The sequence below is a fragment of the Streptomyces sp. NPDC090022 genome, assembly GCF_044748145.1.
Taxonomy (GTDB): domain Bacteria; phylum Actinomycetota; class Actinomycetes; order Streptomycetales; family Streptomycetaceae; genus Streptomyces.
The window spans coordinates 1-13,439 of the sequence record NZ_JBIVFN010000046.1 but is presented as its reverse complement, the minus strand read 5'-3'; the positions used below and the strand labels follow the sequence as shown (position 1 = coordinate 13,439).

At 75.9% G+C, this 13,439-nt stretch carries 7 protein-coding genes; 4 read left to right on the top strand and 3 right to left on the bottom strand.

Going from position 1 to position 13,439, the window contains the following annotated elements; translation table 11 throughout:
* Window positions 1–18: 18 nt before the first annotated feature.
* From ACIPXB_RS36895 to ACIPXB_RS36885, 3 genes are all read right to left on the bottom strand, one after another.
* A complete protein-coding gene (locus ACIPXB_RS36895) occupies window positions 19–858 on the bottom strand; it encodes a class I SAM-dependent methyltransferase (RefSeq protein ID WP_401457358.1) in 840 nt (279 codons plus the stop codon).
* On the bottom strand, window positions 855–1,868 hold the full coding sequence (locus ACIPXB_RS36890; RefSeq protein WP_401457357.1) for a thioesterase domain-containing protein: 1,014 nt from the start codon (window positions 1,866–1,868) through the stop codon (window positions 855–857). Before ACIPXB_RS36890 ends, ACIPXB_RS36895 begins: the two co-directional genes overlap by 4 nt.
* A gap of 62 nt (window positions 1,869–1,930) precedes the next feature.
* Window positions 1,931–2,650, bottom strand: a complete 720-nt coding sequence (locus tag ACIPXB_RS36885) for a sulfotransferase family protein (RefSeq protein ID WP_401457354.1) — start codon at window positions 2,648–2,650, stop codon at window positions 1,931–1,933.
* Window positions 2,651–2,897: 247 nt separating this feature from the next.
* On the opposite strand from ACIPXB_RS36885, the gene ACIPXB_RS36880 reads away from it, so the two are divergent.
* Genes ACIPXB_RS36880 through ACIPXB_RS36865 form a run of 4 tightly spaced genes read left to right on the top strand, consistent with a single transcriptional unit; the run spans window position 2,898 to window position 13,422 of the window.
* On the top strand, window positions 2,898–6,401 hold the full coding sequence (locus ACIPXB_RS36880; RefSeq protein ID WP_401457353.1) for an amino acid adenylation domain-containing protein: 3,504 nt from the start codon (window positions 2,898–2,900) through the stop codon (window positions 6,399–6,401).
* A 24-nt stretch (window positions 6,402–6,425) separates the two neighbouring features.
* Entirely contained in the window at window positions 6,426–8,774 is a 2,349-nt protein-coding gene (locus ACIPXB_RS36875; protein WP_401457351.1) for an acyl-CoA dehydrogenase, read from the top strand.
* Entirely contained in the window at window positions 8,771–8,965 is a 195-nt protein-coding gene (locus ACIPXB_RS36870) for an MbtH family protein (RefSeq protein WP_401457348.1), read from the top strand. Before ACIPXB_RS36875 ends, ACIPXB_RS36870 begins: the two co-directional genes overlap by 4 nt.
* Window positions 8,962–13,422 (top strand): amino acid adenylation domain-containing protein, encoded by a 4,461-nt coding sequence (locus ACIPXB_RS36865; protein ID WP_401457346.1) that lies wholly within the window; start codon window positions 8,962–8,964, stop codon window positions 13,420–13,422. Before ACIPXB_RS36870 ends, ACIPXB_RS36865 begins: the two co-directional genes overlap by 4 nt.
* Window positions 13,423–13,439: the final 17 nt, after the last annotated feature.

Sequence of the window (13,439 nt, the reverse complement as noted above, 5' to 3'; positions counted from 1 at the left end):
CACAGCGATCTCCCTTGCTCACTCGGCCGCGGTGGCGACCCAGACGTATTCCTCGGACTCGGGCGTCCACGGGGCGCCGTCGTAGTCCCCGTACTCGTGCTCGATCCGGAAGCCCGCCCCCGCCAGCAGTGCGCGGATCTGGTCCGGGAAGCGGTAGTAGTTCGTGCGGATGTCGTGCCGCCGCTCGCGGACCACGCCCTGCTCGTCGAGGATCTCGCTCACCCGGCGCCGGGTGATGGTCTGCTCGTCGTGGTCGAACACGCTGTAGTCCCACATCGCGATGCGCTCGTTCGTGCGGGGGTGCCGGATCTCGTTGACGAACAGCTGGCGGTGGTCGTAGTTCTTGAAGTCCGCCTCCAGGAACACCGGTACGCCGGCCACGAACCGGGCCCCCGGCGCCATGTGGCGCCGTACGGCGGCCAGGCACTGGGCCCAGTCCTCGTCGGTGCTCAGGTGGAACATCGTCTGGCCGCCCGCCAGGACCAGCCCGAAGGTCTCGCCGACCTCGAAGTCCCGCAGGTCCGCCTCCACGAAGGCGGCGGCGGACGGTGCCACGCCGGCCGCCTCCAGATTGGCCCGGCCCTTCTCCAGCATCGACGGCGAGCGGTCGACGCCGACCGCCCGTCCGACGTGCTCCAGGCACGGCAGCAGTACCCGGCCGGTGCCGCAGCCCAGCTCCAGCAGCGGGCCGCCGTACTTCGCCGCCGACTCCAGCAGGAAGTCCAGGTCGAGGCTGTTGAGGTCCGACCACAGGACGTCGTAGAGCTCCGCCTCGAAGCGGTAGTCGTCCTCCTCGGCGCTCACCGGGGCGAAGCGGGAGGAGTGCTCCTGCCCTTCGGGGATGGCGGTCTGGCTCACGGGCTCTCCTGGGTCTGGTGGGTGGGGTGGGCCGGGCGGCCGTCGGGGCCGCTGGGGCCGTCGCTGTGCCGCCGGACGGCCCGGGCGACGGCGTGCACCGTCGCGCCGCCGAGCAGGGCGAAGTGGTCGCCCGGCACCGGTACGGCCGTCAGCGGCGCGCCCGTGGCCAGCGGCTCCCACAGCTCGGGCCGGACATCGGACTCGGCGGCGTGGAAGAGCACGGTCGGACCGTCGTGGCCGGCCGGCCGGTGGCGCTGCATCGCGTCGGTGGCATGGGTGAAGACGGTGAAGCGGTGGTCGAGTTCGGCGGGGGACAGGCCCAGGTCGTGGCCGAGGGCGCGCAGCCGGTCAGCGGCCTCGGTCAGCGCCCGCGCCCGGGGCAGCCGCCAGACCTCCGCGTCGACCGGGACCCGGTCGGCCTCGGCGCCGCTCGACCCGAGCAGGTCCAGGAAGAACATCTCCAGGGTCTCGGCGGGGGACCAGGGGCCCGTGCCGTCGGGCCACGGCGCCGCGTCGATCAGGACGACCGGCAGCGCGGGGGCCCCGGTCCGCGCCGCCCGCCGGGCCATCTCGTGGGCGAGGAGCCCGCCGAAGGACCAGCCCGCCAGCAGGGCGGGGCGGGCCGCGCCCCGGGCGGCCAGCAGCCGCAGGTAGTGGCCGGCCAGTGCGGGGACCGAGGTCGGGGCGCAGAGCGCGGCGTCGGCGGCGATGCCCCACACCGGGCGGTCCCCGCCCACCAGCCGGGCCAGTTCGGCGTAGCAGAAGACCCCGCCGCCGATCGGGTGGACCAGGACGACGGGCGCCGCGCCCGGCCGGGTCCCGGCGCGCAGCTCCACGATCCCGCCGTCGGCCGCCGCCCCGCCGGCCGGGCCGCCGTCCGCGGGGCCGCCGTCCGCCGCGGCCCGCTCGGCGCGGTCCCGGACCAGCCGCTCCAGCAGGGCCCGCTTGGCGGGGGACAGGGACAGGGCGCGCTCCCGCGCCGGGTCGTGTCCGTGAGTCTGCTGCGCCACGATGCCTCGTCTCCCTTTCCCTTTCCCCGGCCCGCTCCCGTTCCCGTTCCCCGGCCGTCCCGTCAGCCGAGGACCAGCCGCCGCTCGTACAGGCGGGTGTAGAAGGGCAGCTGGTCCTCGTAGAAGCCGCGCAGCAGGTCGTTGTTGTCGACGGTGTCGGCGTACGTCCGCTCCCGGCGTTCGAAGCCCGAGCTCTCCCCGGCGTCCACGTGCCAGCGCTCGGTGAGCTTGAAGTCCTCCGGCATGCCCGGCGACCAGGTCAGCGAGCCGGCCGCGTACGGCAGCCCGGTGCGCGCGCAGTACGCGCGGACCGTGTCCTCGGGCCGCTCCAGCAGCGCGTCGGAGTCCACCACCACCGGCGGTACGCCGCCCTGCGCCCGCTCGACCGCCTCGTACAGCTCGTGGAGGCGGGAGAAACCGACGTCCTCGGCGCTCAGTTCCGGATTCAGCGCGAAATGCGAGGCGATGACGTCGGCCGGGTTCCGGATGATGAACGTGTGGCGGACGTCCCGCAGGAAGTCGGTATCGGCGAGGACACCGGGGTAGCGGAAATCGGTGGTGTCCTTGAAGAAGACGGTCGCGCTCTCGCCGAGCCGCCGTATTTCGGCGATCAGTTCGGATTCGGAGTGGACGACGGTGTCGCCGATCTCCGCGTCACCGAAATCGGCCAGCCGGGAGAACGGCTCGTGCAGCGACACCACGTCACCGCGGCCCATCATCATCCGAAGGAAGGCCGTCGAGCGCGATCGCGGTGCGCTCCAGAGTGCGATGACGCCGTGCATGTGGGATCCCTCCGGGGTGCGGCGGCCTGGGTGTGCCGAGGAGGCACATTAGTCATCCGGAGAACCGTTCTGAATACCCATTCGCGCCCAGAAATGGCCGGTTCGCCGCAAGTAATCACCACGATTACAGCGATCGAAACGAATTGCTCCAGGAAGGGAACGTGGGTACGGAAGACGAGCCCGGGGAGGGTGCCTAATCTTTCGTCAGTTATTCGACCTGGGCAGTCTGGTGGGAACGGAGTCCGCGATGAGTGAGTTGGTCAAGAGACTGGCCCGGCTGCCCGAGGGCCGCAGGGCGGAGTTCCTCGCCCAGCTCCGCGCGGGAGCGGCCGGCGGCCCGCGGCCCGCCCCGGAGGCCGGCGCCGCCGCATCGGCATCCGCATCGGCATCCGCTCCCGGAGCCGGGCCGACCGCCGGGACCGACGACGGCCGCGCCCGCGAGGCCGGGCCCGGGCCGGTGCTCGCGCCCCGCTCCGGCACCGCGCCCGCACCGTTGTCGTTCGCCCAGGAGACCCTCTGGTTCCTCGACCGGCTCGCGCCCGGGCGCTCCACGTACAACACCGGTACCGCCCACCGGCTGCGCGGCGCCCTCGACGTACCCGCCCTGCGCCGCGCCCTGCGGGCCCTGGTCGTCCGTCACGAGGTGCTGCGCACCGCCCTCGTCGAGGGCCCCGACGGCACCGTGCAGCAGGTCGCCGCCGTCGACGCGCCGGACCTCGCCGACGCCCTCGCCCTGCCCGTGACCGACCTCGCGGACCCGGCCGCCGACGGCGGCGGCGACCCGGAACGGGCCGCCCGCGAGCACGCCCAGGAACTCACCCGGCGGCCCTTCGACCTCACCCGCGCCCCGCTGTGGCGCGCCGCGCTGCTGCGCGTCGGCAAGGACGACCACCTGCTCGTCCTCGTCGTCCACCACATCGTCTTCGACGGCTGGTCCGCGGGCGTGCTCGCCGAGGACCTCTCCGCCCTCTACGCCGCCGAGAGCCGCGCGCCGCTGTCCGCCACCGCCCCCGGCGCCCGGCCGCTGCCCGAACTGCCCGCGCTGCCCGTCCAGTACGGCGACTACGCGGTGTGGCAGCGGGCCCGGCTCACCGGCCGCACGTACGACGACCTCGCCGCGTACTGGCGCCGCACCCTGACCGGCGCCCCCACCCTCGAACTGCCCGCCGACCGGCCCCGCCCCGCCGAGGTCACCTACCGCGGCTCCTACCGGCGCCATGCCATCGCCCCGGCCGTCGCCGAGGCCGCGGCCCGGCTCGCCCGCGCCGAGGGCGTCACCCCGTACACCGTCCACCTCGCCGCGTTCCTGCTCCTGCTGCGCCGCACCACCGGCCAGGACGACATCGTCATCGGCACGCCCACCGCCGGGCGCGACGAGATCGACGTGGAGCGGCTCGTCGGCTTCTTCGTGAACATGGTGGCGCTGCGCACGGACGTCTCCGGCGACCCCGACTTCCGCGCGTTCGTCCGCCGCGTCGGCAAGAGCAGCCAGGACGCCTTCGCCCACGGCGAGCTGCCCTTCGAGAAGGTCGTCCAGGAAGTCGCCCCGCCCCGCGACCCCTCCCGCTCCCCGCTCTTCCAGACCGTCTTCGCCTTCCACAACATCGCGGGCGGGGGCCTGACCCTGCCCGGCCTGGACGTCACCCACGAGTCCCCCGACCCCGGCACCTCCCGCTTCGACCTCAGCTGGAACGTCACCGCGGGCGCCGACGGCATCGTCGTCGAGGCGGAGTTCAACACCGACCTGTACGACGCGGAGACCATCGACGCCCTGCTGCGCCAGTACGAGCGGGTGCTGACCGTCGCCACCGGCGACCCCACCCTGCCGCTGACCCGCCTGCCGCTGCTCACCCCCGCCGAACGCCGCGAGATGATCGCCCGCTGGAACGGGCCGCACCTCGACGTCCCGCGCCTCTCCGTCCCCGAGGCCTTCGAGGCCAGGGTCGCCGAGGCCCCCGACGCCACCGCGCTCGTCGTCGGCGCGGACACGTACACCTACGACGCCCTGAACCGGCGGGCCAACCGCCTCGCGCACGTGCTGCGCGAGCACGGCGCCGGACCCGGTACCCGGGTCGTCCTCTCCGTCGAACGCACCGCCGACCTGGTCGCCGGGATCCTCGCCGTCCTCAAGACCGGCGCCGCCTACGTGCCCGTCGATCCCGGCTACCCCGCCGCCCGGATGGCCGCGATCACCGAGGACGCCGCGCCCGCCGTCATCCTCGCCCACGCCGGCCCCGCCGTCCGGCTGCCGCGGCCCGAGGGCGCCGCGCTGCTCGTCCTCGACGAGCTCGACGCCGCACGGGCGGCCGCCCCCGACACCGACCCGGGCGTCCCCGTGGCCCCCGAGGACGTCGCGTACGTCCTCTACACCTCCGGCACCACCGGCCGGCCCAAGGGCGTCCTCATCGAACACCACAGCGTCCTCGGCTTCGTGACGGCCATCGCGGACCTGTTCGGCCTCACCCCCGAGGACCGGGTGCTCGGCTACGCCTCCGCCAACTTCGACGTCTCCGTCGGCGAGATCTTCAACGCCCTGCTGACCGGCGCCCGCCTGCACCTGGTGCGGGACGCCGAACGGCTCGATGTCGAGCGCCTGCAAGAGGTCCTGGAGGAGGGTGCGGTCACCGTCGCCGACCTGCCGCCCGCCGTGATGGCCCTGCTGGAGCCCGAGCGGCTGCCCGCGCTGCGCGTGGCGTTCGTCGGCGGCGAGGCCTTCTCCGGGGAGCTCGTCAACCGCTGGAACCAGGGCCGCCGCTTCTTCAACGGCTACGGCCCCACCGAGTGCACCGTCACCATGATCGTGCACGAGTGCCCCGGCCACTGGGACGCCTCCCCGCCCATCGGACTGCCCATCGCCGGCCATGTCGCCCACGTCCTGGACGAGCACCTCGAACCCTTGCCGTACGGGGTCGTCGGCGAGCTCGTCATCGGCGGCGAGGGCCTGACCCGCGGCTACCTGGGCGCCCCCGAGCTCACCGCCGAGAAGATCCTCGCCGACCCGTTCGGCACCACCCCGGACGGCCGCCTCTACCGCACCGGCGACCTGGTCCGGCGGCGCCGCGACGGCAGCCTGGACTTCGTCGGGCGCGCCGACCAGCAGGTCAAGATCCGCGGCCTGCGCATCGAGCTCGGTGACGTCGAGGCCGCCGTCGCCGGCTGCCCCGGCATCGCCCAGGCGGTCGTGGTCCCCTGGACCGACCCGCACGGCGAACGCCACCTGGTGGCCTACACGGTGGCGGAGCCGACGGCCGGCGGGCCCGGCCCGCAGGAGATCCGCGCCCACACCGCCGCCCAGCTGCCCCCGTACATGGTCCCGGCCTTCTTCGTGAGCCTGGCCGCCCTGCCGCTGACCCCCAGCGGCAAGACCGACCACCGCGCGCTGCCCGCCCCCGAGCCCTCCGCCGCCCCGGCGGCCGGGCCCGCCCAGGAGCCCGCCACCGAGACCGAGCGCCGCATCGCCGAGGAGATCCTCGCCCCCGTGCTGCGCCGCGAGCGCGTCGGTGTCCACGAGGACTTCTTCGCCCTCGGCGGCAACAGCCTCCAGGCCGCCCAGCTCATGTCCCGCATCACCGCCGAGTTCCGCGTCCGGGTCGCCCTCGCGGACTTCTTCCGCTCACCCACCGTCGCCCACCTGGCCGCCGTCGTGGACCGGCTGACCGCCGAGGCGGCCGGTTCCGACCTGCTCGCCCTCATCGAAGGCATGTCGGACGAAGAGGCCCAGCGGCTGCTGGAGTCCGGCGACCGGCTCTGAGCCCAGCGAGGAGAGAAACCCACCATGGAATTCGGCTTCACGCCCGAGCAGGACGCCTTCCGCACCCGGGTACGGGAGGAACTCGGCCGCGGCGACATCCGCCACGAGCTGGACCTGCTGGCCCGCGCCACGGAGCGCGCGGCCCTCGGCGACCCCGCGGCCCCCACGGGCCCCGCGGACCTCACCGACCTCGCCGACCTGGCCGATCTGGCCGATCTGGCCGACCCGGCAGGCACCGGCGACGGACGCGACCGCGAGCCCGACGTGCGCCCGCTCTACCGCGCCATCGGCCGCCAGGGCCTGCTCGCCGTCAACTGGCCCCGCGCCTACGGCGGCCAGGACGCGGGCCTCACCGAGGCGGCCATCGTCGCCGAGGAACTGGCGCGCGCCGGCGTCCCCGACACCCTGCACGTCAACACGGTCCAGATCGTCGGCCTCTTCCTCCAGCTCGCCGGCAGCGACACCGTCAAACGGCGCTACCTGCCGGGCCTGGCGGCCGGGGAGCTGTTCGCCAGCGTCCTGTACACCGAGCCCGGGGCCGGCTCCGACCTCGCGGGCCTGAGCACCACCGCCACCGCGGAGCCCGACGGCACCGGCTACCGGCTCGACGGCGTCAAGGCGTACAACCTCAAGAGCGACATCACCGACGTCGCGCTGTGCGCCGCCCGCACCGGCGAGCCCGGCGGCCGCTACCGCGGCATCACCCTGTTCATGGTCGACCTGCACGCCGAGGGCGTGCACCGGGAGACCGTCCCCGGCATCGCCGACGAGCAGTTCCACCGGATCGTCCTGGACGGCGTACGCGTGCCCGCGGACGACGTCGTCGGGGAGGTCGGCGAGGGCTGGGCGCTGCTCACCGGCGCCCTCGCCATCGAACGCACCGGCCTGGACTACTCCCTGAAGGCCGAGCGCTGGTACGCCGCCGCCCTCGCCGACGGCGTCGCCGACGAGGAGCTCGAACGGGCCGGCCGGTTCGGGGCCGCCGTCGAGGCCTCCCGCCTCCAGGCCTGGCAGGTGATCCGCCAGCTCGCCCAGGGGCTCCGGACCGCCGACGAGACCACGGCGGCCGTCGCCAAGTACGTCACGAGCGAGCTGGCGGCGGACGTCGCCCGCTGGTCGGTGCTGCTGCCGCGCCCCGCGGGGCCGGTGGAGGCGGAGCCGGGCGCGGCGGGCGGGGCGGTCACGGCGGCCGCGGCGGACGCGGCCGTCCGCGCCCACGCCCGGGACGCCGCCTACCGCGAGGCGCCCGGCCTCACCTTCTCCGCCGGCACCTCCGAGGTCATGCTGCAGATCGTCGCCGCCGCCGGCCCCGAACCGGGCGGCCCCGCCTGGGAATCGGCCGAGGACCCGCTCTCCCGGCAGGTCCGCCGGACCCTGCGCACGATCCTGACCGAGGCCACCCGGGACCGCGACCGCGACCTGGACCCGGCGGCGGCCGTGCACGGCCCGGCCGCCGAGGAGGGACCGCTCTGTCCCGGCTGGAGCGGCCTGGTCAGCGTCGGCGCCCCCGGCTTCGAGGTGTCCGCCGACGCCGACGGGCTCGACCTCGGCCTGCTGAGCTCCCTGGTCGTCTGCGAGGAACTCGGCCGCGCCGGGCTCTCCGGCCCGTACAAGGCCGGCGCCCTCGCCGCCGACGCGCTGCGCGTGCTGCGCCCGGACGCGCCCGAGCTGCGCCGCCTCGCCACCGGCGAACTGACCGTCCGTACCGACGACTTCGGCGCCCGGCCGCCCGGCCCGGCGCGCGGCGCCAGCCATGTGCTGCGCACCACGCCGGCGCTCACGCTCACCCCGTCGGACGCGGCGGGCGGCGGGCCCGACGTCGCCCCCGGCCTGGCCCTGGGCTGGCCGGACACCGTCCAGTGGGAGGGCATCGTCGCCCGCGCCCGGATCCGGCAGGCCGCCCACCTCCTCGGCATCGCCGAGGGCGCGCACGCCGCCGCGTACACCTACACCACCGGCCGCAGCCAGTTCGGCACGCCCCTGCACGACTTCCAGGCCGTCTCCTTCGCCCTCGCGCGGGCCGCGGCGGCCCTGGAGACCGTCCGGGCGGCCGTCTACCGCGCCGGGTTCCTCGCCGACAGCGGCCGCAGCGCCGTCCGCGCCGCCGCCGACGCGCTGGCGCTGGCCGCCGAGGCCGCCCTGGACACCACCGCCACCGCCGTCCACGTGTGCGGCGTACGCGGCCTGACCGCCGACCTCACCGTGCAGCGCCACTACCGGCTCGCGCACACAGAGGCGGTACGGCTGTGCACCCCGGCGCGGCTGTTCCGCGAGACGGCCCGGCTGCGCCTGTCGGCCCGTACCGACCTCGACCTCCTGACCCGAACGCCCCGGACCACCCGGACCGCCCTGACCCAAGGAGCACGGCGATGACCGCAACCAACGCACAGAGTTATGTCGTGGTGGCCAACCACGAGGAGCAGTACTCGATCTGGCCCGCCGGCCGGGACCTGCCGCCCGGCTGGACCGACCAGGGCGTGTCCGGATCCGAGGAGCGGTGCCTGGAGCACATCGCCGCCGTGTGGACGGACATCCGGCCCCTGAGCGCCCGTACGGTCCGATGAGCGCCGGGCACTGGTTCCCGGGCCCCGCCCTGCCCGGCGCGCGGGTCCGCGTGTTCGCGTTCCCGCACGCCGGCGGCTCGGCCGCGGCGTACGCCGGCTGGCGGCCGGGGATGGGCGACGGCGTCGAGCTGCGGCCCGTGCAGTACCCGGGCCGGGCCGGGCGCTACCGGGAGCCGGTGCCCGCGACCGTTCAGGAACTGGCGGCACCGATTGCGGCGACCATCGCGGTCGGCTTCGCCGATCTGCCGATCGTGCTGTTCGGCCACAGCATGGGCGCGCTGGTGGCGTTCGAGGTCGCCGCGCACCTGCAGTGCGAACACGGGGTGCGGGTGGCCCGGCTGATCGTGTCCGGCGCCCCGGCGCCCCACCTGCCGTCCCGCCTGACCACGCGCTCGGACGCCCCGGAGGCGGACCTGGTGGCGGGCCTGCGGGCGCTGGGCGGCAGCCAGGACGCGGTGCTGGACGACCCCGACCTCCTCCAGGTCGTCCTCCCGGTCTTCCGCGCGGACCTCGCGCTGGGCGAGGCCTACCGGCCCCACACGGGACCCCCGATCGGCATCCCCGTCACGGCCCTCTCGGCGGCGTCCGACGCCCTGGCCCCGCCGTCGGCGGTCGACGCCTGGCACACCAGCACGACGTCCGCCTTCACCCACACCTCCCTCCCGGGCGGCCACTTCACCCTGTACGACACCCCGTCCCCGGTCCTCCCGGTGGTGACGGCCCTCGCAACCGAGGCCGTGGCCGCCTCCGGCGGCGAGGACGACGCCGCCGGCGTCGCCGTGGCCGCCGGTGCCGCCGGGCGGGCCCGGCACGCCGGGGCGGCGGCGCCGGTCGAGCGGGCTCGCGCCGACGCGTCGGTGCGGGCCGAGCCGGCCGCCGCTGCGGCCGACCCGGCCGAACGCATTCCTTCGGCCGGGTCGGTGGACCGGTCCGGCCGCCCGGGCCACGCCGCCGCCGCTGCCGCCTCCGGCGGCGGGGATGAGGCCGCTGCCGATGTCGTGGCCGCCGGTGCCGTCGGGCAGGCCCCGTATGCCGGGGCGGCCGCGCCGGTCGAGCCGGCCGCCGCTGCGGCCGTACCCGCCGCTGCGGCCGTACCCGCCGCTGCGGTCGTGCCGGCCGAACGGCTTCCGGCGGCCGGGTCGGTGGATCGGTCCGGTCGGTCCGGGCACGTCGACGCGGGCGGGCCCGCTTCCGTGGTGGTGCGGTTCGAGGGGTGGGCGCGCAGCGTGCCCGGGGCCGAGGCCGTCGTCGACGGCGAGGTGTCGCTGTCGTACGGCGAACTGGACGCCCGCGCCGAAGACCTCGCCCGCACCCTCCGGGCCGCCCTGGCGGGCGGCGGGCCGGCGGACGAGCCCGTCGTCGCCGTCCGCCTGCCGCGCGGCCACCGGCTGGTCACCGCGCTGCTCGCCGTCCTCAAGGCCGGCGCCGCCTACCTCCCCCTCGACCCCGGGCTGCCCCGCACCCGTACCGAGGACCTCATCGTCTCCTCCGGCGCCCGCCTGCTCCTGACGGACACCACCGAGGCACCCGGCCCGATCGCCGCCCCCGCCACCGTCGACCTCGCGGTCCTGCCGCGCGGTGGCATCCCGGCCCAGGGGCCGGCGCCCCGGCCGTCCGGGGCGGACCGCGCGGCCACCCCCGGGGCAGGTGACCCGCTCGCCGGGGGCGGGCCCGACGAGGGGCCGGTCCACGCCGCGCCGCCGGCAGGGCGGCGGCTCGCGTACGTCATCCACACCTCCGGCTCCACCGGCCATCCCAAGCCCGTCGCCGTCGAGCACCGCTCCCTCGCCCACCACACGCAGGCCGTCCACGCCCTGTTCGGCCTCACCGACCGCGACCGGGTCCTGCAGTTCACCAACCCCGGCTTCGACGTCTACGCCGAGGAGCTCTTCCCCACCCTCGCCGCCGGTGCCTGCGTCGTCGTCCTGCGCGACAGCGCCCTCGCACCCGCCGCCCTCGAGGACTTCCTGCGCACCCACCGCGTCACCCTCGCCAACCTCCCCACCCCCTACTGGACCCAGTGGACCGCGGACCTCGACCAGGACCCGCGCCCCCTGCCGCCCTCGCTGCGGCTCCTCGTCGTCGGCAGCGACACCACCCACACCCGCACCCTCGCCGCCTGGCGCGTCCACAGCGACGTCCCCGTCGCCAACGCCTACGGCCTGACCGAGACCACCATCACCGCCACCGCCGCCCGCTACGAGGCGACCACGCCCCTGCCCGGCACCAGCACCCTCTCCATCGGCGAGCCCCTGGCCGGCACCACCCTGCACATCGTCGACGCCGACCTGCGCCCGTGCCCGCCCGGTGAGGCCGGCGAGCTGTACATCGGCGGCGAGTCCGTCGCCCGCGGCTACCTCGGCCGCCCCGGGGCCACCGCCCAGCGCTTCGTCCCCGACCCCTTCGCCCCCGCCGACCGCCCCGGCAGCCGCCTCTACCGCACGGGCGACCTCGCCCTGCGCCTGCCCGACGGCACCCTCGAGTTCCTCGGCCGCGTCGACCACCAGGTCAAGATCCGCGGCCACCGCGTCGAACCCGCCGAGGTGGAGGCCGTCCTGGCCCAGGACCCCGGCGTCACCACCTGCGCCGTCCTGCCGGTCGGCGAAGGCACCGCCCTGCGCCTGGTGGCCTACGTCGTCGGCGGCAGCGTCGACCTCGCCCGGCTCCGCGCCCACGCCGAGGCCGCCCTCCCCGCGTACGCCGTCCCGGCCCAGTACGTCGTCCTCGACGCCCTCCCCGTCACCTCCCAGGGCAAGCTCGACCGCCGCGCCCTCCCCGTCCCCGGGACCACGACGGCAGGAGGAGCCGGCGAGCCCCCGCAGGGCGACGACGAGCGGCGCATCGCGCACGCCTGGCAGGAGGTTCTCGCCCCCGCCCGCCCCGTCGCGCGCGACGACGACTTCTTCGACCTCGGCGGCAACAGCCTCCACATGGTCCGCGTCCTCGGCCGCCTCCGCCAGGACTTCCACGTCCCCCTGACCGCCCGCGAGTTCACCGCCGCCCGCACCCCGCGCCGGCTCGCCGCCGCCCTCCGCGCGGCCCGCGCCACCCCCGCCGCCGACCGCGCGGCGGCCCTGCTGCCCCCGGTGCCCGCGCACAGCACGCAGACCCAGGCCGCCCCCGGCGAGCAGCGGCTGTGGTTCCTCGGCCAGCTCCGCTCCCACGCCGCCGTCGCCTACAACGTGCCCACCGCCCTCCGGCTGCGCGGCCCGCTCGACCCCGGCCTGCTGCGCGCCGCCCTGGAGACGGTCACCGCCCGTCACCCGCGCCTGCGCGCCTCCTTCCACTACCGCGACGACCAGATCGTCGTCGACACCGCCGACCGCGTCACCGTCGACCTGCCCGTCTTCGACGTCACCGCCGCCCTCGACCCGGCCACCGCCGCGCTCCGGCTGGCCGAGGCCCTCGCCGCCGAACGCTTCACCCTCGACGAGGCCCCGCTGCTGCGTGCGAACCTCTACCGGATCGGCCCCGACGACCACCTCCTGGCCGTCGTCCTGCACCACCTCGTCTCGGACGGCGTCAGCGTCGACGTCCTCGAGGCCGACCTGGCCACCGCCTACGCCGCACACGCGTCCGGCGCCGGCGCCGGCGCCGGCACCGGGTTCCCGCCCGCCCCCGCTCCCGCCCGCGGCTACCGCGAGTACGCCCAGTGGCAGCGCGAACTCCCCGACGCCCCGGCCGCCAAGGAGTCCCTGGACCGGGTCCTGGAAAGGCTGCGCGGCGCCCCCGTCGTCCTCGCCCTGCCCACCGACCACGAACGCCCCCGGCTGCCCAGCCACCGCGGCCGCCGCCTCACCCGGCCCACCCCGCCCGGCCTGCTGGCCCGCGTCACCGCGCTGGCCGCCGCCCACCGCACCACGCCGTACGCCGTGGCCCTCGCGGCCCTGGGCGTCGTGCTCCACGGCCGCACCGGCCAGGACGACCTGCTGATCGGCTCGCCCACCGCGGGCCGCCCGCACCCCGACCTCGACCGCGCCATCGGCTTCTTCGTCAACACCGTCGTCGTACGGCTGCGCTTCGCCGGCGACCCGGCCTTCGCCGACCTGCTGCGCGCCGCCCACGAGGAGGCGCTGGCCGCCATCGACGACGAGTACGTACCGATCGACCGCCTGGTGACCGAACTCGTCCCCGACCGCGACCCGTCCCGCACCCCCCTGGTGCAGGCGGTCCTCGCCTACCAGGGCCCGGTCCGCGCCGCACTGCGCCTGGCGGAGGGCCTGTCCGCCGAGGCCGTGCCGCTGGACAACGGCACCGCCAAGTTCGACCTCACCCTCGACGTCGAGGAGGTCGCGGGCGAGCTCGTCACGACCCTGGAGTACAGCACCGATCTGTTCGAGGAACGCACGGTGACCGACGTGATGGACCGCTGGGTCGACGTGGTGTCGGCCGCGGTCGACCGACCGGACACGCCCGTGTCCGCCCTGCTTGGAAAGGACGAGGTGCAGCAGCCATGACTGGTTCGGGTACGGGC

Coding starts and splice junctions, on each gene's coding strand:
- ACIPXB_RS36885 (WP_401457354.1), bottom strand. CDS start 2,650: ATGCACGGCGTCATCGCACTCTGGAGCGCACCGCGATCGCGCTCGACG.
- ACIPXB_RS36880 (WP_401457353.1), top strand. CDS start 2,898: ATGAGTGAGTTGGTCAAGAGACTGGCCCGGCTGCCCGAGGGCCGCAGG.
- ACIPXB_RS36875 (WP_401457351.1), top strand. CDS start 6,426: ATGGAATTCGGCTTCACGCCCGAGCAGGACGCCTTCCGCACCCGGGTA.
- ACIPXB_RS36870 (WP_401457348.1), top strand. CDS start 8,771: ATGACCGCAACCAACGCACAGAGTTATGTCGTGGTGGCCAACCACGAG.
- ACIPXB_RS36865 (WP_401457346.1), top strand. CDS start 8,962: ATGAGCGCCGGGCACTGGTTCCCGGGCCCCGCCCTGCCCGGCGCGCGG.